The sequence below is a fragment of the Streptomyces apocyni genome (assembly GCF_009739465.1).
Lineage (GTDB): Bacteria > Actinomycetota > Actinomycetes > Streptomycetales > Streptomycetaceae > Streptomyces > Streptomyces apocyni.
In genome coordinates, this window is sequence record NZ_WHOM01000039.1 from 201,677 (window position 1) to 226,471 (window position 24,795).

Annotated in this window: 23 protein-coding genes; 9 read left to right on the forward strand and 14 right to left on the reverse strand. The window is 71.0% G+C overall.

All coding sequences use genetic code 11. The features are described from left to right. The first annotated feature begins 2 nt into the window (after window positions 1–2). A complete protein-coding gene (locus tag GCN81_RS07105) occupies window positions 3–755 on the forward strand; it encodes a FadR/GntR family transcriptional regulator (protein ID WP_231626430.1) in 753 nt (250 codons plus the stop codon). A gap of 21 nt (window positions 756–776) precedes the next feature. Here GCN81_RS07105 and GCN81_RS07110 read toward each other — a convergent pair whose 3' ends face one another. The 6 genes from GCN81_RS07110 to leuA form a co-directional block, all read right to left on the reverse strand. Next, window positions 777–2,012 (reverse strand): sialidase family protein, encoded by a 1,236-nt coding sequence (locus tag GCN81_RS07110; protein ID WP_156722801.1) that lies wholly within the window; start codon window positions 2,010–2,012, stop codon window positions 777–779. A 144-nt stretch (window positions 2,013–2,156) separates the two neighbouring features. After that, window positions 2,157–2,861: a response regulator gene (locus tag GCN81_RS07115; RefSeq protein WP_156722802.1), complete on the reverse strand. Its 705-nt coding sequence runs from the start codon at window positions 2,859–2,861 to the stop codon at window positions 2,157–2,159. Beyond that, a complete protein-coding gene (locus GCN81_RS07120) occupies window positions 2,858–4,117 on the reverse strand; it encodes a sensor histidine kinase (protein ID WP_231626433.1) in 1,260 nt (419 codons plus the stop codon). Before GCN81_RS07120 ends, GCN81_RS07115 begins: the two co-directional genes overlap by 4 nt. Before the next feature lie 74 nt (window positions 4,118–4,191). After that, window positions 4,192–6,333, reverse strand: a complete 2,142-nt coding sequence (locus GCN81_RS07125; RefSeq protein ID WP_156722806.1) for an MMPL family transporter — start codon at window positions 6,331–6,333, stop codon at window positions 4,192–4,194. A gap of 211 nt (window positions 6,334–6,544) precedes the next feature. Then, complete coding sequence (locus GCN81_RS07130) at window positions 6,545–7,240, reverse strand: TerB family tellurite resistance protein (protein WP_156722809.1); 696 nt, start codon at window positions 7,238–7,240, stop codon at window positions 6,545–6,547. A gap of 172 nt (window positions 7,241–7,412) precedes the next feature. After that, complete coding sequence (gene leuA / locus GCN81_RS07135) at window positions 7,413–9,107, reverse strand: 2-isopropylmalate synthase (RefSeq protein ID WP_407697947.1); 1,695 nt, start codon at window positions 9,105–9,107, stop codon at window positions 7,413–7,415. 409 nt (window positions 9,108–9,516) lie between these two features. Between leuA and GCN81_RS07145 the strand changes: the two genes are divergently transcribed. After that, window positions 9,517–10,599, forward strand: a complete 1,083-nt coding sequence (locus tag GCN81_RS07145) for a M4 family metallopeptidase (protein ID WP_156722813.1) — start codon at window positions 9,517–9,519, stop codon at window positions 10,597–10,599. A gap of 49 nt (window positions 10,600–10,648) precedes the next feature. Continuing rightward, complete coding sequence (locus tag GCN81_RS07150; RefSeq protein WP_156722815.1) at window positions 10,649–10,915, forward strand: protealysin inhibitor emfourin; 267 nt, start codon at window positions 10,649–10,651, stop codon at window positions 10,913–10,915. Window positions 10,916–10,981: 66 nt separating this feature from the next. Here the strand turns inward: GCN81_RS07150 and era are convergent, their stop codons facing one another. Both era and GCN81_RS07160 read right to left on the reverse strand, forming a co-directional pair. Beyond that, window positions 10,982–11,944: a GTPase Era gene (era, locus tag GCN81_RS07155; protein WP_407697945.1), complete on the reverse strand. Its 963-nt coding sequence runs from the start codon at window positions 11,942–11,944 to the stop codon at window positions 10,982–10,984. A gap of 93 nt (window positions 11,945–12,037) precedes the next feature. After that, window positions 12,038–12,391: a cytidine deaminase gene (locus GCN81_RS07160; protein ID WP_156722819.1), complete on the reverse strand. Its 354-nt coding sequence runs from the start codon at window positions 12,389–12,391 to the stop codon at window positions 12,038–12,040. A 45-nt stretch (window positions 12,392–12,436) separates the two neighbouring features. On the opposite strand from GCN81_RS07160, the gene GCN81_RS07165 reads away from it, so the two are divergent. The 5 genes from GCN81_RS07165 (at window position 12,437) to GCN81_RS07185 (ending at window position 17,229) form a co-directional block, all read left to right on the forward strand. Beyond that, the gene (locus tag GCN81_RS07165) at window positions 12,437–13,720 is read left to right on the forward strand and encodes an ATP-binding protein (protein WP_156722821.1); all 1,284 of its coding nucleotides are present in this window, start codon (window positions 12,437–12,439) and stop codon (window positions 13,718–13,720) included. Next, window positions 13,717–14,796: a tetratricopeptide repeat protein gene (locus GCN81_RS07170; RefSeq protein ID WP_156722823.1), complete on the forward strand. Its 1,080-nt coding sequence runs from the start codon at window positions 13,717–13,719 to the stop codon at window positions 14,794–14,796. Before GCN81_RS07165 ends, GCN81_RS07170 begins: the two co-directional genes overlap by 4 nt. An 81-nt stretch (window positions 14,797–14,877) precedes the next feature. Further along, entirely contained in the window at window positions 14,878–15,243 is a 366-nt protein-coding gene (locus GCN81_RS07175; protein ID WP_156722825.1) for a histidine triad nucleotide-binding protein, read from the forward strand. A gap of 57 nt (window positions 15,244–15,300) precedes the next feature. After that, window positions 15,301–16,206: a ribonuclease Z gene (locus GCN81_RS07180; RefSeq protein ID WP_156722827.1), complete on the forward strand. Its 906-nt coding sequence runs from the start codon at window positions 15,301–15,303 to the stop codon at window positions 16,204–16,206. A 30-nt stretch (window positions 16,207–16,236) separates the two neighbouring features. Continuing rightward, window positions 16,237–17,229, forward strand: coding sequence for an adenosine deaminase (locus GCN81_RS07185; RefSeq protein ID WP_156722829.1), 993 nt, complete (start codon window positions 16,237–16,239; stop codon window positions 17,227–17,229). A 186-nt stretch (window positions 17,230–17,415) separates the two neighbouring features. Here GCN81_RS07185 and GCN81_RS07190 read toward each other — a convergent pair whose 3' ends face one another. From GCN81_RS07190 to GCN81_RS07210, 5 genes are all read right to left on the reverse strand, one after another. Next, on the reverse strand, window positions 17,416–17,769 hold the full coding sequence (locus GCN81_RS07190; RefSeq protein ID WP_156722833.1) for an MmcQ/YjbR family DNA-binding protein: 354 nt from the start codon (window positions 17,767–17,769) through the stop codon (window positions 17,416–17,418). Window positions 17,770–17,800: 31 nt separating this feature from the next. Then, on the reverse strand, window positions 17,801–19,150 hold the full coding sequence (locus GCN81_RS07195) for a hemolysin family protein (protein ID WP_407697946.1): 1,350 nt from the start codon (window positions 19,148–19,150) through the stop codon (window positions 17,801–17,803). Beyond that, on the reverse strand, window positions 19,096–19,593 hold the full coding sequence (gene ybeY / locus GCN81_RS07200; protein ID WP_156722837.1) for an rRNA maturation RNase YbeY: 498 nt from the start codon (window positions 19,591–19,593) through the stop codon (window positions 19,096–19,098). The genes GCN81_RS07195 and ybeY overlap by 55 nt, the downstream gene beginning before the upstream one ends. Window positions 19,594–19,605: 12 nt before the next feature. Beyond that, window positions 19,606–20,631, reverse strand: coding sequence for a PhoH family protein (locus GCN81_RS07205; RefSeq protein WP_156722839.1), 1,026 nt, complete (start codon window positions 20,629–20,631; stop codon window positions 19,606–19,608). A 165-nt stretch (window positions 20,632–20,796) separates the two neighbouring features. Further along, window positions 20,797–21,927 carry a carbohydrate kinase family protein gene (locus tag GCN81_RS07210; protein WP_156722841.1) on the reverse strand — a complete coding sequence of 377 codons (1,131 nt, stop codon included), beginning with the start codon at window positions 21,925–21,927 and terminating at the stop codon, window positions 20,797–20,799. An 86-nt stretch (window positions 21,928–22,013) separates the two neighbouring features. Here GCN81_RS07210 and GCN81_RS07215 point away from each other — a divergent pair, with 86 nt between their 5' ends. Next, on the forward strand, window positions 22,014–23,324 hold the full coding sequence (locus tag GCN81_RS07215) for a 6-phospho-beta-glucosidase (RefSeq protein ID WP_156722843.1): 1,311 nt from the start codon (window positions 22,014–22,016) through the stop codon (window positions 23,322–23,324). Between the two features lie 22 nt (window positions 23,325–23,346). Here the strand turns inward: GCN81_RS07215 and GCN81_RS07220 are convergent, their stop codons facing one another. Next, window positions 23,347–24,774 carry an MFS transporter gene (locus GCN81_RS07220; RefSeq protein ID WP_156722845.1) on the reverse strand — a complete coding sequence of 476 codons (1,428 nt, stop codon included), beginning with the start codon at window positions 24,772–24,774 and terminating at the stop codon, window positions 23,347–23,349. Between the last annotated feature and the right edge of the window lie 21 nt (window positions 24,775–24,795).

Sequence of the window (24,795 nt, forward strand, 5' to 3'; positions counted from 1 at the left end):
GCATGCCTGAACAGCTGAGGAACGCCACGGTGCCCGCGGTCAGGGAACGGCGGGTGGGCGTCCAGATCCAGCGCGAGGTCATGCAGTTGATCCTGGACAGGGGGCTGCGGCCCGGTGCGCCGATGCCCACCGAGGCCGAGCTGATGGAGAGCCTCGGCGTGAGCCGGAACTCGGTACGCGAGGCGCTCAAGGCCCTCCAGGCCCTGGACATCGTGGAGATCCGGCACGGCTACGGCACCTATGTCGGCCAGGCCTCGCTGACCCCGCTGGTGGACGGTCTCACCTTCCGCACACTCGCCACGACCGACGGCGACAGCCGCGACGCCACCCATGCGCTCGGCGAGATCCTCCAGGTCAGGGAGGTACTGGAGGAGGGGCTCATACGCCGGGTCGCGGAGACCCTCAGCGACGCCGAACTGGACCGCCTGGAGGCCGTGATCGTACGGATGGAGGAGGCGGCCCTGGCCGGGGAGTCCTTCCCCGACCTGGACCGCGAGTTTCACGAGCAGCTCTACCAGTCGCTGGGCAACGCCCTGGTGCCGCAGCTCCTCGCGGCGTTCTGGAACGTCTTCCACCGGGTCGCCGGGGCGCGCGGCTGGGACCAGGACCCGGCGCCCGCCGTGACCGCGCGCAGGCACCGGGACATCCTGACCGCGCTGCGCGCCCGGGACGTGGAGGGGGCGCAGCGCGCGATGGCGGACCACTTCCGGGGCATCGAGGCCCGCGCCTGGCAGGGGTCGCTGGGCGTCAAGTGAGAGCCGGTTTCTGAGGGGGGCTCAGCGCGGCTCGCGCAGCTCGCGCAGGGGGACGCGGCGGAACTCGATGGTGTCGTAGGTACCGCTGGCGCCGGTCTCGTAGAGGATTCCGATCTTCCGGCGGTCGAGCTGCACCAGGTCGGAGTAGGCCGCGCGCTGCGTGGAGAGCGTCTTGACCTTGGTGAAGGAGACCCCCGCGTCGTCGCTGCGCCAGATGGCCATCGACCGCCTGGCAGTCGGCACGGAGGGGCCGGAGAACAGCAGGGGCGCACGCCATCCGGCCGCCTGCAGGACGCTGCCCTGGACGACGGGGACGTCGTTCAGGTCGCTCTGTACCTGGTAGGAGCGGTCGACGGTGTGCCCTCCGTCGCTGGAGTAGGTGTCGAGGCGGTTGCCGATGCTGGTGCCGTGCTGGTCGCGGGAGTTGAAGTACAGGCGGCCGTCGGGGAGCTGGGCCACGGTGGACTCGTTAGCGTTCACGGCACCGCCGTACGCGTCCTCGACGAAGCCGAGCGTCCAGGTGCGGCCGCCGTCGTCGCTGTGGAGGGCGTGGGCGCCGTAGTACCTGGGCTCCTGTCCGGTGTGGCCGGAGTCGGCCGGTGGGGTGGTGGAGTGGTTGGCGGGGACGACGAGGCGTCCGGCGTGCGGGCCCCGGGTGAGGGCGATGGCGTGGCCGGGGCCCGTCGCGTACCAGCGCCACTGCGGGAGTTTGATGGTGGCGGTGATCTCGCGGGGGCTGCTGAAGGTCCGGCCGTCGTCGCGGCTGGTCTGCACGAACACCCGGCGGCTCTGCTCGGGGGTGACCTCGCCGCGCATGATCTGCGCTTCGGTGACGGCTCCGCTGTTGTACGAGGTGACCAGGACGACCTTGCCGGTCCTGGGGTCGACGACCGGTGCGGGGTTGCCACGGGTGTCGCCGTTGCCCGCGGCGACGACGCTCAGCGGCCCCCAGGTGCAGCCGCCATCGGTGGAACGTCTGAGGACGACGTCGATATTGCCGGTGTCCCCCGCCCCGCCGACTCGGCCTTCGGCGAAGGCGAGCACGGTGCCCGTGCGGGTCCTCAGGGTGGCCGGAATCCGGTAGGTGTCGTAGCCGTCGGTGTCCTTGGCGTACGGCACGGACGAGGTGCAGGGCGGGCTAGGGGCGACGGCGGCGCTGGCAGGGGTGGGAGCGACGGCCGCGAGTGCGGCGAGTGCGGTGGCTACGGCGAGTGCGGTGGCTGCGGCGAAGGCGGTCAAGCGGCTCGTTCGGGGCATCGCTCTCCCTTTCACGGAAGACGAAGACATGGGACGTGGGATGTCCAGCGACCCCGCGTGAACCTATAGCGCTCCCGGAGAGACGGCAATACCCCTGCATCCAGGGCGAGTCGCGGGCACTCCGGACGTCACGGGCCCTTTAGGTCAGTTCGAGCCAGGCGTGACAAGCCCGGACTCGTAGGCCGCGATAACCAGCTGGGCGCGGTCACGGCTGCCCAGCTTGCCCATGATCCGGCTGACGTGGGTCTTCGCGGTGAGGGGGCTCAGACCGAGTGCCTCGGCGATCTCGGTGTTGTTGAGCCCTCGGGCGACCAGCGTGAGGACCTGCCGTTCGCGCTCGGAGAGCCCGTCAGGACCGCCGACACTGGGCGCCTCGGGCCCTGGGGCGCGCAGCACGCGGGCGATCAGGCGGGCGGTGGGCCCGGGTGAGAGCAGCGCGTCACCCGCCGCTACCGTCCTGATGGCGTCGAGGAGTTCGGCGGGCCTGGTGTCCTTGACGAGGAACCCGGAGGCACCGGCCCGTAGCGCCTCCAGCACATGGTCGTCGGTGTCGTACGTGGTGAGGACCAGCACCCTGACGCCCGCGAGGTCGTCGTCGGCGGCGATCAGCCGGGTCGCCTCGATGCCGTCCAGGTCCGGCATCCGGATGTCCATGACGACCAGGTCGGCGCGCTCGCTGCGGGCCAGGGCGACCGCTTCGTGCCCCGTGCCCGCCTGCCCGACGACGGCCATGTCCGGTGCGGATTCCACCAGCATCGCGAAGGCGGCGCGTACCAGAGTCTGGTCGTCGGCGAGCAGGACGCGAATGGCGGGGTGGGAGGGGTGGGAGGGGTGGGCGGCGTCGGTCATCGGGTCTCTTCCAGTACGGGGACGGTCAGCGGCAGTACGGCGGTCACGGCGAAGCCCGCCGCGCCGGGACGCGGGCCCGCGTGCAGCGTTCCGGCGACGCTACGAGCCCGCTCGCGCATCCCGACCAGACCAAAGCCACCGCTGGGATGGGAGTTGGGGTGGGAGTTCCCGTTCCCGCCGGAGCCGTCGTCCGTGACCGTCACGGTCAGCGCGCCGCCCCGCGCGCGGACGCCGACGTCGATCGCGACCTCGGGGCCCGCGTGCCGCACGGCGTTGGTCAGGGCCTCCTGCACGATGCGGTAGGCCGCGGCGCCCACCGCGGGCGGTGCCTCGTCGACCTCCATCGACAGGTCGACCTTCGCGCCCGCCGTACGGGCCGTCGCCGCCAGGTCGGCCAGGCCGTCCAGGGCGGGCAGCGGGCCCTTGCCGTTGCCGCTGTCGGTGCCGTCCGCGCGGAGCACCTCCAGGGTGGTGCGCAGCTCGCCGCGTGCCGTACGGCAGGTCTCGGAGATGTCGTCCAGCGCCCTGCTGATCGCGGCCCGGTCCAGGCGGTCCGGGTCGACGGTCAGTACGTGCGACGCGACCGACGTCTGGACCCCGATGAGGGTGATGCTGTGGGCGAGCAGGTCGTGCAGGTCGCGGGCGATCCGCAGCCGCTCCTCGGCGACGCGGCGGGCGGCCTCCTCCTCGCGGGTGCGTTCGGCGCGTTCGGCGCGCTCGACGACGGCACGGACGTACCGGCGATAGATCCGTACGTCCGCGCCGAAGGCGAGCACGGCGACCATCCAGCCGGAGATCCGCAGCAGTTCCACGATCTCCTTGGAACCGCCGTTCTTGACCATGATCAGTCCGACCACGGCGACGACGGCCACCCCGACCAGCGCGGAGCGCAGCACCGTGCCGGTGGCGGCCACCGTGTACAGGGCGAACATGGCGGCCGGGACCGCCGCGACGTGCTGGTAGTCCTGGCCGTGGTACGGGGCAACGATCAGCACCACCAACACCAAGGCCAGCAGGGGCCGCTGCCGACGCCACACCAGCGGCACCGTGCTGGCGAGCAGCAGCGTCCAGCCGAGTGCGTCCAGCGAGCGCCCGTCCTGGGCGGTCAGGGCGAGGACGACGGCGATCGCGGCCATCGCGGCCGCGATCCACGCGTCGTTGCGCCGGGCGTGGGGCGCGGTGAGCGGTTCGCGGGTGAGGGCGGCGATGACACGGTCCGCGCGGGTCGGCGGGGCGGCGGCTGCGGGCTGGTCCACGGCCCCATCGTCCAGCACCCGACGGGTGCGTGACCATGGGCGCGGCCGCCCGTGGTCGCGCACCCGTCCGGGCCTCACCCGCGTCCCGCCGGTTCCGGCGCGCGGGAGTCCCCCGGCCTGGCGGGCCGTTCCCCCTCGCTCGACATGCCCGATGTACCGGATGCACCGGATGCACCGGACGGGTCCTTCGACAGCGGACCCGGCCACCACACCCGCCGCTTCAGCAGCATGCTGGCCGACGTCACCAGGTACGTACGCACCAGGAAGGTGTCGAGCAGTACGCCGACCGCGACCAGGAACCCGAACTCGCGCAGCATCACCAGCGGCAGGACCAGCAGCACCATGAAGGTGGCCGCGAGCACCACACCGGCGGAGGCGATGACGCCGCCCGTGGTCCGCAGCGCGGTCAGCGCGGCGTCCCGTGGCTCGGCCCCCGTCAGGGCTTCCTCCCGCATCCGGTGCATCAGGAAGATGCCGTAGTCGACGCCGAGCGCCACCAGGAAGACGAAGGACAGCAGCGGGATGGACGGGTCGACTCCGGCGAAGCCGAAGACGGGCTCGAAGAGGAGTCCGCCCAGGCCCATCACCGACGCCCAGACCAGCACCACGGCCCCGACCAGCATCAGCGGTGCGACCAGGCTCCGCAGCAGCAGAATCAGGATCAGCAGGACGGCGGCGAGCAGCAGCGGCATCACGATCAGGCGGTCGCGGGCGTTGGTGTGCTCCAGGTCGACCTGCTGGGCGCTGGGGCCGCCTACGTAGCTGCCGTCCAGGGCGTCGCGCAGTCGCTCGATCGTCGCGGTCTCCCCCGGTGTCTCGGGCGCGTCCTTGGCGAAGACCTTGAGTTCGCTCCAGCCGTTGTCGCCCGTACGGCCGCGTTCGGCCGTGGCGACTCCGTCGGTCGAGCGGGCGGTGTTCAGGGCCCGGTCGGCTTCATCGGTGGGCGCCAGCACGGCGATCGGCTGGCTGCCGCGCTCCGGGTAGGCGTCGGCGAGTATCTCCATGGCGGCCACGGACTCGGGCTGGCTGGTGAAGGAGTCCTCCTGCCTGAGGTTGCCCGGCAGGTTGAACGCGCCCATCGCCATCGCCCCGAGCAGGACGACCCCACTGACCAGGACGGCGACCGGGCGCCGCCCCGCGGACCCGCCCATCGCGGCGAACAACGACCGCCGGGGCGCGGCCTCGACGCCGTACTCGGGGATCAACGGCCAGAACACGCGGCGGCCGAGCAGCACCAGGAGGGCGGGCAGCAGCGTGAGCATCGCGACCAGCGCGCACAGCACCCCGATCGCGCCGACGGGCCCGAGGCCGCTGCTGCTGTTGAGGTCGGCGGCGAGCAGGCAGAGCAGTCCGGCCGCCACGGTCCCGGACGAGGCGAGTACGGCAGGTCCGCAGCCACGCAACGCGGCCAGCATCGCCTCGTAAGGCCGCTCGATACGGCGCAGTTCCTCGCGGTAGCGGGCGACGATCAGCAGGGCGTAGTCGGTGCCCGCGCCGAAGACCAGGACGGTCATCACGCCGACGGTCTGGCCGCTGACCGTGAGGTCCATGCCGAAGCCCTCGACCAGGGCGTAGATCAGCGCCCGTGAGGTGAGGGCCGCGGCGGCGACGCCGACCAGCGGGATCAGCCACAGGAACGGGCTGCGGTACGTGAGGATCAGCAGGATCGTGACGACGAGCGCGGTCGCGATCATCAGGGTGCCGTCGATGGTCGCGAAGACTTCCTCCATATCCGTCTGGAGGGCGCCCGGCCCGCCGACCTGGACGCTCATCCCGTCCTCGCCGGACACCGCCGCGCGGACGTCCTCGACGAAGGCGTTACGCAGCTCCTCGTCGCCGCCCGGCTCGGTCGTGGAGACCGGGTACATCAGGGTGGTGCCGTCGGTGGACTCGACGGCCCGCGGGCGGGCGGTCAGCTCGTGCGCGGCGGCGATCTCAGCGACCTGCGCGTCCGCCACCGCCTGGTCGGCTCCCGTGAGCTTGCCGTCGCGCTGGTAGACGAGGACCAGCTCGGTGGCCTCTCCACCAGGCAGCTCCTGCTGCAACATGGCGACCTGGGTGGAGTCCGCGCTGGCCGGGAGGTAGTCGATGGCGCCGTTCTCCTCGATGTCACCGAGTTTCCCGGCGAACGGCGCGGCCAGTGCCAGTACGGCGATCCACAGCGCGAGCACCGCCCAGGGCAGGGCTCGGCGACGGCGGTCTGTTGCGGCCCTCATACGGGGGCTCCCCTCGTGGACGGCGGTCGGGCTGTCGTCCACCAGACTTCCGTCGCCAGGGCGCCTTTACGTCGCGCCTACGGCCGAACCGCGCCGTACTCCCGCGGGAGTTGAGACCCGCCGACTACTCCCCCGGGAGTACCGGGCTCCTACACCGTCAGGCTCTCGGGGGTCCGGGTTCCCGGATCCAGGCTCTCGGGTCCGGGGCGCCTCAGGACGGCGTACGCCCCGACGCCAGCAGCCGCGACACGGCGTCCTGCTCCAGCCGCAGCGCCCCGCCCACCGTCGCCAGGACCTCGCGCTCGGCCGGGGTGTACGGCCCGTCGGCCAGGGCGATGCGCGCGGCCTGGACGAGGATCAACTCGCGGCCAGCGGGCGCGAGATGGGGGGCGAGCGGGTCGAGCGCCTCGTGCAGCTCGATGGCGAGGGTGATCGCGGCGGGTCCGGCCGGGCCGCCGGTGATCCGGCCGGTGTCGGCGGCGAGTGCGTCGATGAGGGTGGTCAGCTGGTCCTCGGTGCAGTCGTCGTACCCGGCGGTGCGGACGGCGCTGACGGCGGACGCGAGGGCCGTACGCGATGAGGTGCCGCCCGCTGCGAGGACGGCGAGGGCGACGGTGTGCACCGCGTCCTTGAGCATCGCCGAGAAGCGGAGACTGGTCGGGTGGTCCAGGACGTCCATGCCGAACCTGCCCTGGCAGGCGGCGCATTCCACGACAGGCCCGGCGTCGCCGCGCGCCAGCAGCGGGATGCCGAGCAGGGCGAAGCGGCGGCGGCCCGTACGGCGGCGGTAGTTGCGGTCACCGCCACAGTCGGGACAGAAGAACTCGCCGTCCCCCACCGTGGTCCAGGCGACCCGGGTCCCCCACACATACGGTTTCCAGCCGCTTGGTCCCCACGCTGGCAGCATGCCGCACCTCCGTAACGCTTTCGGCAACCTTGCCGCGCTGGCGTGATGTTAGCCACATCTGTGAGGCGCCGTCAGTACCCCGCACACCAGATGGCCAAGACCGGCTGTACGACACACCGTGGCCGCCCCCGCCACCTGGACGGGAACGGCCACGAAATCCGCAGGTCGCGGGTCAGCGTGCGGCGCGGTTGACGGCCGAGATGACCGCCTTGAGCGAGGCGCGCGTGGTGTTGCCGTCGATGCCGATCCCCCACAGGACCTTCTCACCAATGGCGCATTCGATATAGGCGGCGGCCTGTGCGGAGGCCCCCTCGCTCATCGTGTGCTCCTGGTAGTCCAGCAGGCGTACGTCGATGCCGATGGCCTGCAGGGCGTCGAAGAAGGCGGAGATCGGGCCGTTGCCGGTACCGGTCAGTACGACGTCGGTGCCGTCCACCACCGCGTCGGCGGTGAGCGTGTCGATGCCGTCCTGGTCGGTGGTGGTCTGACCGGAGCGCAGCTGCACCCGGCCCCAGGCGTTGTCCGGGTTGGGCAGGTACTCGTCCCGGAAGGCGGACCAGATGGCGGCCGGGGTGACCTCGCCGCCCTCGGCGTCGGTCTTGGCCTGGATGATCTTCGAGAACTCGATCTGCATCCGGCGCGGGAGGTCCAGCTTGTGGTCGTTCTTCAGGACGTACGCGATACCGCCCTTGCCGGACTGCGAGTTGACCCGGATGACGGCCTCGTAGGAGCGGCCGACGTCCTTGGGGTCGATGGGCAGGTACGGGACGGCCCACTCGATGTCGTCGACCGTGACGCCCTTGGCCTGGGCGTCGGCCTCCATGGCGTCGAAGCCCTTCTTGATGGCGTCCTGGTGGGAGCCGGAGAAGGAGGTGTAGACGAGGTCGCCGACGTAGGGGTGGCGGGCGTGCACCGTCATCTGGTTGCAGTACTCGGCGGTACGGCGGACGTCGTCGATGTCGGAGAAGTCGATCTGCGGGTCGACACCCTGGCTGAACAGGTTCATGCCCAGGGTGACCAGGTCGACGTTGCCGGTGCGCTCGCCCTGCCCGAACAGGCAGCCCTCGATACGGTCGGCGCCCGCCATCAGCGCCAGCTCGGCGGCGGCGACGGCGGTACCACGGTCGTTGTGCGGGTGGACCGACAGGCAGACGTACTCGCGGCGGGTGAGGTTGCGGGACATCCACTCGAAGCGGTCCGCGTGGGTGGACGGTGTCGAACGCTCCACGGTGGCGGGCAGGTTGAGGATGATCTCGCGGTCAGGGCCCGGCTGCCAGACGTCCATGACGGCCTCGCAGACCTCCAGGGCGAAGTCCAGCTCGGTGTCGGTGAAGATCTCCGGCGAGTACTGGTAGCCGAAGGTGGTGCGGTCGTCCAGCAGCTTCTCGGCGTACTCCATGACCAGCTGCGTACCATCGACGGCGATCTGCTTGATCTGGTCCTTGGAGCCGCGGAAGACGACTCGGCGGAAGACGGGGGCCGTCGCGTTGTACAGGTGGACGGTGGCGCGCCTGGCGCCGACCAGGGACTCCACGGTCCGCTCGATCAGGTCCTCGCGGGCCTGGGTCAGTACGGAGATCGTGACGTCGTCGGGGATCGCGCCCTCTTCCTCGATGATCGAGCGCACGAATTCGAAGTCGGTCTGTCCTGAGGCCGGGAAGCCGACCTCGATCTCCTTGTAGCCCATCTTCACGAGCAGGTCGAACATCTCCCGCTTACGGGCGGGGGACATCGGGTCGATCAGCGCCTGGTTGCCGTCCCGCAGGTCGGTCGACAGCCAGCGAGGGGCCTTGGTGACGCGGTTGTCGGGCCAGGTGCGATCGGGGATCTCGACGGCGTCATAGCCGCGGTACTTGTGGATCGGCATCCCGGAGGACTGCTGGAGGTGCGTCGCGGTGGTGATGGGCGCGGGACGGCCGGCAGGGTTCGACATGTGCGTAGGGCTCCTCGTATGTCCGCTGGGGAACGGCCGACGGGTGCGGAAACACCGCAGCACCTCACTCCGCGGGGAGGGGGTCGGCCTACGACTACAGACCCTCGCCGCGGCAGCTAAGGAGAAGCAGCCCGAAACGCATGATGCGCCGCAGCCTAGCGGAGCCGCGCGATGTGCGCTGGCGTGTATCAGTATGCGGGACTACGGGCCGGTAACGGCCTCGGCGTGGGCTGTCTCACTCAGGACACCCTCAGGGCATCTCAGGCGCCGTTCTGTCACTCTATTTCAGGAATCATGGTCGCAGGTAGTGACAGCCTCATAACCCAGTGCCACTGTGCGTGCCATGACCACCACCCGTGCAGGCATCGAGCCTGTCTTCTGCACCATCGTGCCGCCGCATGTCCTCGACAAGCTGTCCCAGGCCGAGGACCCTGCACTCTCCGGGCCCGCCCGGCGCACCCTGGAGCGCGACGCCCGGGAGCGCACCCACCGCCGGATGACGACCGTGGTCGGCGCGCCCGCCGTCGCCGCGCCGAAGGAAGCCGCCGAGGGGAAGCCGCACCGTACGATCCACGACGCCAAGCACCGGACGGAGCTGCCCGGCCGCAAGGTGCGCGAGGAGGGCGGCAAGCCCGGTAAGGACGCCACCGTCAACCGCGCGTACGCCGGTCTTGGCGCCACGTTCGAGCTGTTCCTGAAGGCCTTCGCGCGCGACTCGATCGACGGCCGGGGGCTGGCGCTGACCGCGACCGTGCACTACGACGTGGACTACGCCAACGCCTTCTGGAACGGCGAGCAGATGGTGTTCGGCGACGGCGACCGTGAGGTCTTCCTGGACTTCACCATCCCGGTCGACGTGATCGGCCACGAACTGGCCCACGGCGTGACGCAGTACACCGCGAACCTCGCCTACTTCGGGCAGTCGGGCGCGCTCAACGAATCCCTGTCCGACGTGTTCGGCTCGCTGATCAAGCAGTACGCCCTGGGGCAGAGCGCCGAGGCGGCCGACTGGCTGATCGGCGCGGGACTGCTCGCGGAGCGGATCAACGGCAAGGCGCTGCGCTCCATGAAGGAGCCGGGCACCGCCTACGACGACCCGCTGCTCGGCAAGGACCCGCAGCCGTCGACGATGGACGGGTACGTCCGTACTGGCCGCGACAACGGCGGGGTGCACATCAACTCCGGCATCCCCAACCACGCCTTCTACCTGGTCGCGATGGCCCTCGGCGGCAACGCCTGGGAGCGCGCGGGCCAGATCTGGTACGACACGCTGACCGGTGGGAATCTGGAGGTAGACGCGGACTTCGAGGCCTTCGCCCAGGCGTCCGTGGCGGCCGCGAGCGCCCGCTACGGCGAGGGCGAGGAGCACGAGGCCGTACTGAAGGCCTGGTCGCGGGTCGGCGTGACGACCCTCCAGACCGAGTGAGCCGCAGAGCCGCAGAGTCGTAGAGAGCGGAGAGGGGTAGACGGGACCCATGCGTATCCACGTGAGGCGTACGGGCGGATTCGCCGGTTTCGACCGGCACGCCGAGATCGACACGACGGGCCGGGACGACGCCCCCCAGTGGCACTCCGTCGCCGAGGACGCCCTGGCGGCAGGCCGCACCGAGCCCCCCGTCGGGGTGCCGGACGGCTACTGCTACCAGATCACCGTCGACGGCCGCACGGTGTACTGCGCGGACCCGCGCCTCACCGAGGAGCAGCGCAAACTGATCACGTGGGTCCTGAAGGAGGGCGCGTAGCCCTCAGGCCCCAGAAGGCCCCAGGCCCCAGGCCCCCGAAGGCCTCAGAACGGACCTGGAACGGACCTAGAACCCCAGCTTGCGGAGCTGCTTCGGGTCGCGCTGCCAGTCCTTGGCGACCTTGACATGCAGGTCCAGGAAGACCGGCGTGCCGAGGAGCGCCTCGATGTGCTTGCGGGACTTCGTACCGACGTCCTTGAGGCGCTTGCCCTTGGGGCCGATGACGATGCCCTTCTGGCTGGACCGCTCGATGTACAGGTTCGCGTGGATGTCGAGCATCGGCTTGTCCGCCGGGCGGTCCTCGCGCGGCAGCATCTCCTCGACGACGACCGCGATGGAGTGCGGCAGCTCGTCGCGTACGCCCTCCAGAGCCGCCTCGCGGATCAGCTCGGCGACCATGACCTGCTCGGGCTCGTCCGTGAGGTCGCCCTCCGGGTAGAGCGGCGGGCTCTCCGGCAGCAGCGGCACCAGCAGGTCAGCGAGCAGTTCCACCTGCTGGTCACCGACCGCCGACACCGGGATGATCTCCGCCCATTCGAAGCCGAGCTCCTTGGCGAGCTGGTCGATGGCGATCAGCTGCTCGGCGAGCGCCTTGCTGTCGACGAGGTCGGTCTTGGTGACGATCGCGATCTTGGGGGACTTGCGGATGGCCGCGAGTTCCTTGGCGATGAAGCGGTCGCCGGGGCCGATCTTCTCGTTCGCCGGGAGGCAGAAGCCGATGACGTCGACCTCGGCCCAGGTGGTGCGGACGATGTCGTTGAGCCGCTCACCCAGCAGGGTGCGCGGCTTGTGCAGGCCGGGGGTGTCGACCAGGACCAGCTGGGCGTCCGCGCGGTGCACGATGCCGCGCACGGTGTGCCGGGTGGTCTGCGGCCGGTTGGAGGTGATGGCGACCTTCGTGCCCACGAGGGCGTTGGTCAGGGTCGACTTGCCCGCGTTCGGCCGTCCGACGAAGCACGCGAACCCCGCGCGGTGCGGGGTTGCCTGCGGCTCGGGCCTGGTCGAGGAAGGTGCGCTCATGCGGTCCATTGTCCCCGATCCGAACCGGGCCGCCGACCAGGGCCCGCGCTGCCCGCCCTCCTGCCTGCCCTTCTGCCTGCCCTTCTGCCCGCCCGCGGCGCTTCAGCCAGCCGCCACCGTCGTCCGTACGGTCCCGTCGGGACCGGCGAGCAGGACCGGGGTCTTCGGCCCGCCCAGGTCGCGTACCGCCGCGCGGTCGTCATCCGCGACGGCGTCAGCCGCGGAGACCACGGCCGCGGCCTCCAGCGAGGTGGCTCCACTCGCCACCGCCATCGCGACCGCGGTCCGCAGCGCGCTCAGCTTCAGCGAGTCAAGGTCCACGGTGCCCGCGACATACGTACGTCCGGTCTCGTCCCGTACGGCCGCGCCCTCCGGGACGCCGTTACGGGCCCGGGCGGAGCGGGCGAGGGTGACGATCTTCTGGTCCTCGGGGGCAATCGGGGTGCTCTCGGTCATCCCCCGAGCATACGGATCACCCTGAAGATCCCTAAGGTAAGGCCCATGCCGGATGACTCCCCCCTCATACAGAGCTTGCGAACGGCCGTCGCGGCGGCACCTGGTGACGTAGCGCTTCGGCTGCACTTCGCGGAACTGCTGCTGGACGCGGGGCAACAGGACGCGGCGGTCGCGGAGGCGGCCGTCGCGCTCCAGCACGCGCCGGGTGACGCCCAGGCTCGGGCGCTGATGACGCGCGCGATGAGAGCCCCGACACCGGCTTCGGCACCGACACAGGCACAGGCACCGGCACCGGCACCGGCACCGACGTCAGAGTCCGCTCCAGACCCGCGGCCCGGTTTCGACTGGCGGGCCGCCGAGCACGAAGTCGGCGATGTCCTGCCGCCGCGCTTCGTCGAGGCACCCCAGGCCGCCGACGGCAGCGGCGACCCCGGTGACGCCGAAGCCTGGGACGTCGACCAGCCCGGCACCGTACGCCTCGCCGACGTCGGCGGCATGCAGGACGTCAAGGACCGCATCGAGGCCGCCTTCCTGGCCCCGCTGCGCAACCCCGAGCTGCGCAAGCTGTACGGCAAGAGCCTGCGCGGCGGGCTGTTGCTGTACGGTCCGCCCGGCTGCGGCAAGACGTTCGTGGCGCGGGCGGTGGCGGGTGAACTCGGCGCCAGCTTCCTGTCCGTGTCGGTCAACGACGTCCTGGACATGTGGATCGGCAACTCCGAACGCAACATGCACCAGGTCTTCGAGACCGCCCGCCGCCAGGCGCCCTGCGTCGTCTTCCTCGACGAGCTGGACGCGCTGGGCGCCAAGCGCAGCCGCAGCCAGCACAACGGCATGCGCAACACCGTCAACCAACTCCTCACCGAGCTGGACGGCATCGACTCCGCCGCGAACGAGGGCGTCTTCGTCCTCGCCGCCACCAACGTCCCCTGGGACGTGGACATCGCGCTGCGCCGCCCGGGACGCCTGGACCGCACCCTGCTCGTCCTGCCGCCCGACGCGCCCGCCCGGGAGGCGATCCTCCGCTATCACCTGCGCGAACGCCCCATCGAGTCGGTCGACTTGAGCAAGCTGGTCAAGGCCACCGACGGTCTGTCCGGCGCCGACCTCGCCCACCTCTGCGAGTCGGCGGCCGAGCTGGCGCTGCTCGACTCGGCCCGCACCGGCACGGTCCGCCTGATCGGCATGCCGGACCTGCTGGCCGCGGCGAAGACCATCACCCCCTCCACCGAGCCGTGGTTCGCGGCGGCCCGCAATGTCGCGATGTTCGCGAACGAGGGCGGCATGTACGACGACCTGGTGGCCTACCTCAAGAAGCGGCGGAAGCTGTGAGCGCCTGGGCTCCCGCGGTGCAGCGCGCCGGTGCGCTGCACTCCGCGGGGCGGTACGCGGATGCCAAGCCCGTGCTGGCCGCCCATCTCTCCGAGGAACCGGACGACCACTGGGGCTGGCAGCTGCTCGCCGTGGCCCACGAGCGGTTGGGGGAGTACGCGCTGGCGGAGCGGGCCGCGTCCGAGATGCTGCGGATCGCTCCAGGGCATGTCGGCGCGCTGGACATCCTGTCCCGGGTCCTGGTCCCGCTGGGACGGCTGCCCGAGGCCAGGACAGCGGCCGAGGAAGCCGTACGCCTGGCGCCGGACAAGTGGGCGTCGCACTTCGCGCTGGCCTCTGTACTGATCGCCGACCCGTCGGCGCCACCAGCCGATCACGAACGCGGCTACCTGGCGGCGTTCGAGGCGCTGCGCCTGAGCCCCGATGAGCCGGACTCGCACAAGGTCCTGTGCTACGCCGCCGTACGCACCGGGCGGCAGGACGTGGCGAAGCAGGCCCTGGTCGAGTGGCTGCGGCTGGATCCGGCAAACCAGACAGCCCAGGCCATGTACGCCGAAGCAATGGCCACCGGGCCGAACGTCACCGCTGCTCAGGCCGCTGACCTGTACTCGGCTGGCCTGGCCACAGCGCCCCATTCCACGATGCTGCGGGGCGGCCTCGACCATGCCACCTACCGCCTGCTGCGCGGCACCCGCTGGCTCGCCCTGGTCTGCCTGGCGGCCGCGGGCTCGATGGTCGACCTCTACGCCACCTCACGGCACCCCACGCTGCGGGAACTGCCCGTACCGCTCGGCAACCGCCTCTGGGTACTCACGGTCATGGCCGCGATCTGGGGGTTCGGTGCCTGGCTGCGCTACCGCAAGATGCGCACGGGCGTCCAGCTGAACCTGCGTTCCCTGGTGCGCCGCAGGATATGGGCGCGCGTCGTCCTCGCGCAGTCGGCGCTGGTCATGCTCTGCGCCGTGGCGATGGCACTCGTGCCGTGGACCGAGCGGACTGTGCCGCAAGCCCTCTTCTGGACCGGGCTGTTGGCGGTCCTGTCCACGATCTGGTTCGACCGGAAGAAGATCGAGTGAGGCGAGGGCGCGCCCGTGGGCGAGTCCCGGGCGGATAGCATGCGGTGGGACTGATCAACAGGGCCGAGGAGGGTCTGACGTATGGCAGACGAACCACAGGGCGAGCGGCAGGCGGACTGCCTGTTCTGCAAGATCGTCACGCGTGAGGTTCCGGCGACCGTCGTCCGGGAGACCGAGACGACGATCGCCTTCCGGGACATCAACCCGCAGGCGCCGATCCATGTGCTGGTGATCCCGAAGGCGCACCACCGGGACGCCGCCACCCTCGCCACCGCCGCACCGCAGCTCGCCGCCGACGTACTGCGCGAGGCGGGCGAGGTCGCGGCCGAGGAGAAGATGGAGAGCTACCGGATGGTGTTCAACACCGGTTCCGGCGCTGGTCAGACCGTGTTCCACGCGCACGCCCACGTCCTGGGCGGCCGCGGCATGCAGTGGCCTCCGGGATAACCGGGATAACCGGGATAACTGGGATAACCGGGATAAGGGAAGTCGAGATAACGCGTCTTGTCCGTACGTGAACTGGTGATACTCGGCACCGCCAGCCAGGTCCCCACCCGGCACCGCAACCACAACGGCTATCTGCTGCGCTGGGACGGCGAGGGCATCCTCTTCGACCCCGGCGAGGGCACCCAGCGCCAGATGCTGCGCGCCAAGGTCGCCGCGCACGACATCAACCGGATCTGTGTCACGCACTTCCACGGCGACCACTCGCTCGGCCTGGCCGGGGTGATCCAGCGGATCAACCTGGACCGGGTGCCGCACGAGATCACCGCGCACTACCCGGCGAGCGGACAGCACTTCTTCGACCGGCTGCGGTACGCCACGGCCTACCGCGAGACGGTGGCGCTGAACCAGGCGCCGGTCGCCGCCGACGGCGTACTGGCGGCGACATCCTCGTACACCCTGCGGACGCACAAGCTGTCCCACCCGGTGGAGTCGTACGGCTACCAGCTGAGCGCGCCGGACGGGCGCCGCATCCTGCCCGAGCTGCTCGCCCGGCATGGCATCAAGGGCCCGGACGTGGGCCTCATCCAGCGCGACGGCGTGCTGCGCGGCGTCACGCTCGACGAGGTGAGCGAGCCCAGGCGCGGCCAGCGCTTCGCGTTCGTGATGGACACCCGGCTGTGCGAGGGGGTGTACGCGCTCGCCGACGGCTGCGACCTGCTGGCCATCGAGTCGACGTTCCTGGACGAGGACGCCCAGCTCGCCGCCGACCACGGCCATCTGACGGCCGGACAGGCGGCGCGCGTGGCCCGCGACGCGGGCGTACGGCACTTGGTGCTGACGCACTTCTCGCAGCGGTACGCCGACCCGGCCGACTTCGCGCGGCAGGCCCGCGCGGCCGGGTTCGAAGGCGAACTGACCATCGCGTCCGACCTGCTGAGGGTTCCGCTGCCGCCGCGCCACTGACCGCGCGGGAACCAGCCCTAACATGGGCGAATGCCCCTCCCCAAGGCCGAACTCCACCTCCACATCGAAGGCACCCTCGAACCCGAGCTGGCCTTCGCGCTCGCCGCGCGCAACGACGTACCGCTCCCCTACGCGGACACCGAAGAGCTGCGCCGCGCCTATCTCTTCGACGACCTCCAGTCCTTCCTTGACCTGTACTACGGGCTGATGGCCGTACTGCGCACGGAGGACGACTTCGCCGAGCTCGCGGACGCCTATCTGGCCCGGGCCGCCGCCCAGGGCGTACGGCACGCGGAGATCTTCTTCGACCCGCAGGCGCACACCGCGCGCGGCGTTCCGCTCGACACGGTGATCGATGGTCTGTCCCGCGCGCTGAACGCGAGCCAGGAGCGGCACGGCGTCTCCACCCGGCTGATCCTCTGTTTCCTGCGCGACCAGTCCGCCGAGTCCGCGCTGGCGACCCTGGAGGCCGCGAAGCCGCATCTGCACCGGATCACCGCGGTCGGCCTGGACTCGGCGGAGGTGGGGCACCCACCAGCCAAGTTCCGCGAGGTGTACGAGATGGCGGCGGCGCTCGGGCTGCGCCGAGTCGCGCACGCGGGCGAGGAGGGCCCGCCCGAGTACATCCGGCAGGCACTCGACATCCTGGGCGTGGAGCGGATCGACCACGGGCTGCGCTGTGTGGAGGACCCGGAGCTGGTCGCGCGGCTGGTACGGGACCGGGTTCCGCTGACCCTGTGCCCGCTGTCCAACGTACGGCTGCGCGCGATCGACGTCCTGGAGGCCCATCCGCTGCCCCGGATGATGGAGGCGGGCCTGCTCTGCACGGTGAACTCCGATGACCCGGCGTACTTCGGCGGCTATGTCGACGACACGTTCCACGCGGTACGTGAGGCACTGGGCCTGAGCGAGGAGCGGCTGCGCGAGCTGGCGCGGAACTCCTTCGAAGCGGCGTTCCTGGACGACGACGAGGCGCTGCGGCAGCGCTACCTCGCCGAGGTCGCGGCGTACGAGTTCGCCTAGGTCGTGTCCGCAAAGTCCCGTCGTCGCCCGGAGGGCGGCCCGGCGGCGTCTGGTGCGTGCGATCGCAAGGCGCCGGAGCGCCCTCGTGGCGGAGTCACGTGGGCGTTTCGGCAACGCCGCGAGCGTGCGTGCCAGACGCCGCCGGGCAGGCGGGACTTTGCGGACACGGCCTAGGGGCTGCTTCGACTAGGGCCTGTCCAGACGGAGCCGCTGTGCCTTCGGCAGGCCCGCCACCACCAGGTCGTACGAGTCCTCGACGAGCTCCCTGACCAGCACGGCGGGGAGCTCGTCGACGGTCACCGTGTTCCAGTGCCGCTTGTTCAGGTGGTAGCCGGGGACGATCCCCGGGTGCTGCTCCCGCAGCCGGACCGCGATCTCCGGGTCGCACTTGAGCGAGACCGTCAGCGGTCGCGCGTCCAGGTCGCCGAGCGCGAAGATCTTGCCGCACACCTTGAAGACCGAGACCTCGGGGGTGAACGGAAACTCCTCCACCGCGGCGTTGAACGACAGACACAGCGCCCTGAGTTCGTCCGCCCTCATGCCGTTCCCGTTCCCGTTCCCGTTCCCACGCTCACGCCTCGTCCGCCCCGGATGCCGCCGCTTCGACGGGCTCCACGAGCACCGTCGTGATCTTGTTGCGGCGGCCCGCCGTGGCCTCCGCGGTCAGCCGCAGCGACCGTCCGTCCGGCAGGTCGACCACCGTCGCGGCGCCCGCGATCGGGACCCGGCCGAGGGCCTTCGCCAGCAGCCCGCCGACCGTCTCCACATCCTCGTCGTCGAACTCCTCGATGCCGTACAGGTCGCCGAGGTCACCGAGGTCGAGGCGCGAGGTCACCCGCAGCCGTCCCTCGCCGAGCTCCTGGACCGGCGGCAGCTCACGGTCGTACTCGTCCGTGATCTCGCCGACGATCTCCTCCAGGATGTCCTCGATGGTGACGATCCCGGCCGTGCCGCCGTACTCGTCGATGACCACGGCGACGTGGTTGCGCTGCTGCTGCATCTCGCGCAGCAGGTCGCCCGCGTTCTTGGTGTCCGGTACGAAGGCCGCGGGCCGCATGACGGTGGAGACCAGGTCGGCCTCGGACTCGCGGTTGATATGCGTCCTGCGGGCCAGGTCTTTCACGTAGACGATGCCGACGACGTCATCCTCGCTCTCACCGGTCACCGGGATACGCGAGAAACCGGACCTGAGCGCCAGCGTCAGCGCCTGCCGGATCGTCTTGTAGCGCTCGATGACGACCAGGTCGGTGCGCGGCACCATCACCTCGCGCACCAGGGTGTCGCCGAGCTCGAAGACCGAGTGGACCATCCGCCGCTCGTCGTCCTCGATCAGCGACTCCTTCTCGGCCAGGTCGACCATCGCGCGCAGTTCGGCCTCGGACGCGAACGGCCCCCGGCGAAATCCCTTTCCGGGCGTGAGCGCGTTACCGATGAGGATGAGCAGGGGCGGGATCGGGCCCATCACGCGAGCCAGCGGCAGCAGGACGTACGCCGCCGCGGTGGCCGTGTTCAGCGGGTGCTGGCGGCCGATGGTCCGCGGCGAGACCCCCACCGCGATATATGACACCAGGACCATCACGGCGATCGCCACGGTCAGCGCCTGCCACGTCTCGTCGAAACTCCGCAGACAGACGTACGTCACCAGGACGGCGGCGGCCATCTCGCAGCCGACCCGCACCAGCAGCGCCACGTTCAGATAGCGGGTCGGATCGGCCGCCACCTGCACCAGCTTGGCGCTGCCACGGCGGCCGGAGCGCACCGCCTCCTCGGCCCGGAAGCTGGAGACCCGAGCCAGGCCCGCCTCCGCGCAGGAGGCGAGCCAGGCGGCGATGACCAGCAGGACCGCCCCGAATACCAGTTGGGCGGTCACGACAGAGTCGGGGCCGGGGAGGGCCCGGTGATCCCCTTCTCCTGCCGCCATCCGTCGACGATCGCTGACTGAAGTCCGAACATCTCGGCCTTCTCGTCCGGCTCCTCATGGTCGTACCCGAGCAGATGCAGCACGCCGTGGACGGTCAGCAGTTGCAGCTCCTCGTCCATGGAGTGCCCCGTCGGGGCCTCCTCGCCCTGCTTCTTCGCGACCTCAGGGCAGAGCACGATGTCTCCGAGCAGCCCCTGCGGGGGCTCCTCGTCCTCCTTCAGCGGCGGACGCAGCTCGTCCATCGGGAAGGACATCACGTCCGTGGGGCCCGGCAGGTCCATCCACTGGATGTGCAGCTGCTCCATCGCCTCGGCGTCCACGACGATCACCGAGAGCTCGGAGAGCGGGTGGATGCGCATGCGCGCGAGGGCGTAACGGGCCACGTCGAGGATCGCCTGCTCGTCGACCTCGGTGCCGGATTCGTTGTTGACGTCGATCGACATGGTGGTTCTGGACTACTTCCCGTCGCGGCCGCTTTGGCTGTCGTCGTACTTCTCGTACGCGTCGACGATACGGCCGACCAGCTTGTGCCGGACGACATCGTGGGAGGTGAGCCGCGAGAAGTGGACGTCCTCGACGCCCTCCAGGATGGCCTGCACCTGCCGCAGACCGCTCTTGGTGCCGCCCGGCAGGTCGACCTGGGTGATGTCGCCCGTGATGACGATCTTCGAGTCGAATCCGAGCCGGGTCAGGAACATCTTCATCTGCTCGGGGCTGGTGTTCTGCGCCTCGTCCAGGATGATGAACGCGTCATTCAGGGTCCTTCCCCGCATGTAGGCCAGCGGCGCGACCTCGATCGTGCCCGCCGCCATCAGGCGCGGGATCGAGTCCGGGTCCAGCATGTCGTGCAGCGCGTCGTACAGCGGGCGCAGGTACGGGTCGATCTTCTCGTACAGGGTGCCGGGCAGGAAGCCGAGGCGTTCGCCCGCTTCGACCGCGGGGCGGGTCAGGATGATGCGGTTGACCTGCTTGGACTGGAGGGCCTGGACCGCCTTGGCCATGGCCAGGTACGTCTTGCCCGTACCGGCGGGGCCGATGCCGAAGACGACCGTGTGCTTGTCGATGGCGTCGACGTACCGCTTCTGGTTGAGCGTCTTGGGGCGGATGGTGCGGCCGCGGGACGAGAGGATGTTCTGGGTGAGTACCTCGGCCGGGGTTTCCTCCGGGCCGCCGTTCTCGCTCGCCCTGAGCATGGCGATCGAGCGTTCCACCGCGTCCTCCGTCATCGGCTGTCCGGTGCGGAGCACCAGCATCATCTCGTCGAACAGGCGCTGTAGGAGGGCGACTTCGGCCGCCTCGCCCACCGCGCTGATCTCATTGCCCCGGACATGGATATCGACCGCCGGGAAGGCCGATTCGATCACGCGCAGTAGTGCGTCTCCGGAGCCCAGTACGGTCACCATGGGGTGCTTCGCCGGGACGGTGAAGTGCGCTCGGGACTGCCCCTGAGCAGGGGTTCGGGCTGTGTGTGTCTGAGTCATGGGCTGGCTCGTAGGCCTGCTCACTCCCCTTCCTTCGCGCCTGAACCGGCGTCGCTCTCGCGGACCTGGTCTTGCACTGCAAGGGTACGACGCTGGACTGACATAGCCGAGGGGTTTTCGGCCCCGCCCCGGCCACACGCACGGACCACACGCGCGGCCCGCCGCTCACGCCGAGCGGCGGAAGCCGATCGTGGGGACCGCTCGCCGTAGCGGCCAGGGATGGCTGACCGCGGGGAGCAGCCCGTCCAGGAAGCCGTACCGGTGCAGCGCCACGGGCGCCTGGTCGTCGTAGGACTGGACGTGCCGCCACCACGCGGCGATCTCCGACCAGCCGGGCGCGGAGAGTGAGCCACCGAACTCCTGCACCGACAGGGCGGCGGTCAGCCCGGCGAAGGCCAGCCGGTCGGCGAGCGGCCAGCCCGCGAGGGAGCCGGTCACGAACCCGGCGACGAAGACATCCCCGGCGCCGGTCGGGTCGAGGGCCTCGACCGCGATGGCGGGCACCTCGGCGGTCTCGCCGGTCCGGCCGTCCACCGCGTACGCCCCCTCGGCGCCGAGCGTCACCACGGCCACCGGGACATGCTCGGTGAGCGCCCGCGCGGCGGCCCGGGGGCACTCCGTGCCCGTGTAGCGCATGGCCTCCTGGGCGTTGGGCAGGAAGGCCTCGCAGTGCGCCAGGTCAGGCAGGCCCGCCAGGTCCCAGCGACCGCTCTCGTCCCACCCGACGTCGGCGAAGATCCGGGTGCCCTTGCGGGCGGCCACGGCGATCCACTCCTCCCGCGTGCCGGGGGTCAGGCAGGCGACCGCGCCGCGCGCGCGAGGCGGGCACTGCGGCGTCGTCGCCACCGGTGGCGGCTCGTGACCGTGCGAGACCATCGTCCGCTCGCCCTCGTACGCCATGGAGACCGTGACCGGGGAGTGCCAGCCGGGCACGGTGCGTGACAGCTCCAGGCCGATGCCCTCGCCGTCGGCCAGGGCGTCCCAGCAGTACTCGCCGTAGTGGTCGTCGCCGAAGGCCGCGGCCAGTGAGGTGCGCAGGCCGAGCCGGGCCAGCGCGGTCGCCATGTTGGCCACCCCGCCCGGGCTTGATCCCATGCCGCGGGCCCAGGACTCGGTGCCGCGCACCGGGGCGCTGTCCAGGCCGGTGAAGATGATGTCGAGGAAGACCGTGCCGGTCAGGTAGACGTCCCAGGGCGGGGAGTCCGGGGCCCGCAGGGCGCTGAGCGGGTCGAGGCGGGCCGCTTCGTCCGGCCGCCCTGGGTGGTCCGGCCGCTCCGGGTGGTGGGGTGTGCTCACCGTCCGCTCAGCTCCTTGCGTGCTCTCCTGCGATTGTGGCCAGTGTGCCCCATGCCACTGACATCCCCTGAGGTACGTTCCGCGGCATGAGGCTGACGATTCTTGGTGGTGGAGGCTTCCGGGTGCCGCTGGTGTACCGGGCGCTGGCGGGCTCCGGTATCTCGGAGCTGACCCTGTACGACACCGACCCGGTACGGGTGGGCGTCATCCGGTCGGTGCTGGACGGGCTGCCGGACGGGCTGCCGGACAGTCCCGGCGTACGCGTCGCGGCGGATCTCGACGACGCCCTGCGCGGCGCGGACTTCGTGTTCTCGGCGATCCGCGTCGGCGGCACCGCGGGCCGGGTACGGGACGAGCGCGTCCCGCTGGAGGAGGGCGTGCTCGGCCAGGAGACGGTCGGCGCGGGCGGCGTGCTGTACGGGCTGCGCACGATCCCGGTGGCCCTGCGGATCGCCGAACGGGTCCGGGCACTGGCCCCCGGCGCGTGGGTCATCAACTTCACCAACCCGGCCGGGATGGTGACCGAGGCGATGGCCTCGGTGCTCGGTGAGCGGGTCATCGGCATCTGTGACTCGCCGGTGGGGCTGGTCCGCCGCGCGGCTCGGGCCGCGGGCGCCGACCCGGACGCGGTGACGTACGACTATGTGGGCCTCAACCACCTCGGCTGGCTGCGCGGCCTGGAGTACGACGGCCGGGACCTGCTCCCCGGGCTGCTGGCGGACGCCGCGGCCCTCGGCTCCTTCGAGGAGGGCAAGCTGTTCGGCGCCGAGTGGCTGCGGGCGCTTGGCGCGCTCCCGAACGAGTATCTGCACTACTACTACTTCCGCCGCGAGACGCTGGCCTCCGTCGCCGCCGCCGACGAGACCCGTGGCGAGTTCCTCGCCCACCAACAGGGGGATTTCTTCACCGCGGCGGCGGCGGACCCGTCCAGCGCCGCCGAGCTCTGGGAGCACGCTCGCCTGGAGCGCGAGGAGACGTACCTGGCCGACAGCCGTGCCGCCACCGGTGGGTGGCAGCGCGACAGCTGCGACCTGGACGGCGGCGGCTACGACCGAGTGGCGCTGACCCTGATGCGGGCGATCGCCTCCGGCGCCGGGGCGCGGCTGATCCTGAACGTACGCAACGGCACGACCGTCCCCGAACTCCCCGCCGACGCGATCATCGAGACGGTCTGCGAGGTGGACGCGTCGGGCGCCCGCCCGCTCCCCTGCGCCCCGCTCGGCCCGGCCGAACTGGGCCTGATGCTCCAGCTGAAGGCGGTGGAACGGGCCGCGATCGAGGCGGCCCTGTTCAAGGACCGCGACGCGGCCCTGAGAGCCCTGGCCCTGCACCCGCTGGTGGACTCCCCGGCGGTGGCCTCGCGCATCCTGGACCGCGCGGCGGGCGACATCGCTTAGGCCCCGTCTCTCCGAGACAGCCCTAGCCACGCGTGGGGCGGCCGCGCAGTCCCAGGGCCACCGCGGCCGCCGTGGCCAGCACGATCGACGCGTTGATCGCCAGCACCAGCCGGGTGCCGGTCAGCAGGTCGGGGCCGGTGGTCGCGAGGACGCCGAGCAGCGGGATGCCGATCGTGAGGCCCACCTGCTGGGTGCTGGTGAGCAGGCCGGTGGCCAGCCCCTGCTCCGCGTTCGGGACACCGGAGGTCACGGTCAGGCCGTACGAGATGATCGCGCCGAGGTGGCACATGCTGGCCAGCGAGACGGCGACGGTGGCCAGCCAGACCGACCAGCCGCCAGTGCCGACGCCGAGCAGCGCGGCCACGAACACACCCTGCCCGAGCAGCGAGCCGACCAGGGTGCGGCGGGCGCCGTAGCGGCCGACGACCCGGGCGGCGAACGTGCCCGCGACCGCCGAGGCGACGCCCTGAACGCCGAAGACCAGGCCGGTCTGGAACGCGGAGAGGTCGAGCACGTCCTGGAGGTACAGGGTGAGGACGAAGACGACCGTGCTCATCATCGCGAAGGTGACCAGACCACCCAGGTTCCCCCAGGCGACCGTGCGGCGACGCAGCATCGCCAGCGAGATCAGCGGCTCGGCGGTACGGGACTCGACCACCACGAACGCGACCAGCAGCGCGGCGCCCGCGACGAGCGCCACGGGCACATCGACGCCGCCGAAGGAGCCGCGTTCGGCGGCCGTGGACAGGGCGTAGATCAGGGCGAGCAGACCGCCGGTGACGGTGGCCGCGCCCGGTACGTCAAGCCGGGGCCGCTCGGTGGTGCGGGACTCGGTGAGCAGCGTGAGCGCGAGCGGCAGCACGATCAGGGTGCACAGCGCGAGCAGGCCCATGGTGGAGCGCCAGCCGAGCGTGTCGGTCAGTACGCCGCCGAGCACCATGCCGATCGTGAAGCCGAGCGAGAGCAGAGTGCCGCTGATGCCCAACGCCCGGTCGCGCTGCGGGCCTTCGGGGAAGGTGGTGGTCAGCAGGGACATGCCGGTGGGAACAATGGCGGCGGCGCCTACGCCCTGGAGGGCGCGCCCAGCGAGGAACGACGCCGGGTCCCAGGCGAAGGTGGCGAGCACGGAGGCCGCACCGAAGAGCAGCAGCCCGGACACGAACAGCCTGCGGCGGCCGTAGAGGTCGCCGATCCGGCCGAAGAGCAGCAGGAACCCGCCGGACGGCAGGGCGAAGGCGGTGACCGCCCACTGGAGTGCGGAGTGGCTCATTCCGAGGTCGCGGCCGAGTACGGGCAGCGCCACGTTCAGTACGGAGAAGTCGAGCGCGACCATGAACTGCGCGGCGCAGAGCACGAAGAGGACGAGTTTGGCGCGAGGGGTCAGGTGGGGTGGCGTGACGCGTGTGACGGGCGTGGTCGCCGTGGTGGGCGCTGGGGCTTCGGTGGTCATGACGCACAGCTTCCGGCGGCT

Coding starts and splice junctions, on each gene's coding strand:
- GCN81_RS07110 (WP_156722801.1), bottom strand. CDS start 2,012: ATGCCCCGAACGAGCCGCTTGACCGCCTTCGCCGCAGCCACCGCACTC.
- GCN81_RS07195 (WP_407697946.1), bottom strand. CDS start 19,150: ATGGCGGCAGGAGAAGGGGATCACCGGGCCCTCCCCGGCCCCGACTCT.
- GCN81_RS07115 (WP_156722802.1), bottom strand. CDS start 2,861: ATGACCGACGCCGCCCACCCCTCCCACCCCTCCCACCCCGCCATTCGC.
- GCN81_RS07130 (WP_156722809.1), bottom strand. CDS start 7,240: ATGCTGCCAGCGTGGGGACCAAGCGGCTGGAAACCGTATGTGTGGGGG.
- GCN81_RS07220 (WP_156722845.1), bottom strand. CDS start 24,774: ATGACCACCGAAGCCCCAGCGCCCACCACGGCGACCACGCCCGTCACA.
- GCN81_RS07160 (WP_156722819.1), bottom strand. CDS start 12,391: ATGACCGAGAGCACCCCGATTGCCCCCGAGGACCAGAAGATCGTCACC.
- GCN81_RS07175 (WP_156722825.1), top strand. CDS start 14,878: ATGGCAGACGAACCACAGGGCGAGCGGCAGGCGGACTGCCTGTTCTGC.
- GCN81_RS07165 (WP_156722821.1), top strand. CDS start 12,437: ATGCCGGATGACTCCCCCCTCATACAGAGCTTGCGAACGGCCGTCGCG.
- GCN81_RS07190 (WP_156722833.1), bottom strand. CDS start 17,769: ATGAGGGCGGACGAACTCAGGGCGCTGTGTCTGTCGTTCAACGCCGCG.
- GCN81_RS07205 (WP_156722839.1), bottom strand. CDS start 20,631: ATGACTCAGACACACACAGCCCGAACCCCTGCTCAGGGGCAGTCCCGA.
- GCN81_RS07125 (WP_156722806.1), bottom strand. CDS start 6,333: ATGAGGGCCGCAACAGACCGCCGTCGCCGAGCCCTGCCCTGGGCGGTG.
- GCN81_RS07185 (WP_156722829.1), top strand. CDS start 16,237: ATGCCCCTCCCCAAGGCCGAACTCCACCTCCACATCGAAGGCACCCTC.
- leuA (WP_407697947.1), bottom strand. CDS start 9,107: ATGCCGATCCACAAGTACCGCGGCTATGACGCCGTCGAGATCCCCGAT.
- GCN81_RS07105 (WP_231626430.1), top strand. CDS start 3: ATGCCTGAACAGCTGAGGAACGCCACGGTGCCCGCGGTCAGGGAACGG.
- GCN81_RS07215 (WP_156722843.1), top strand. CDS start 22,014: ATGAGGCTGACGATTCTTGGTGGTGGAGGCTTCCGGGTGCCGCTGGTG.
- ybeY (WP_156722837.1), bottom strand. CDS start 19,593: ATGTCGATCGACGTCAACAACGAATCCGGCACCGAGGTCGACGAGCAG.
- era (WP_407697945.1), bottom strand. CDS start 11,944: ATGGACCGCATGAGCGCACCTTCCTCGACCAGGCCCGAGCCGCAGGCA.
- GCN81_RS07150 (WP_156722815.1), top strand. CDS start 10,649: ATGCGTATCCACGTGAGGCGTACGGGCGGATTCGCCGGTTTCGACCGG.
- GCN81_RS07145 (WP_156722813.1), top strand. CDS start 9,517: ATGACCACCACCCGTGCAGGCATCGAGCCTGTCTTCTGCACCATCGTG.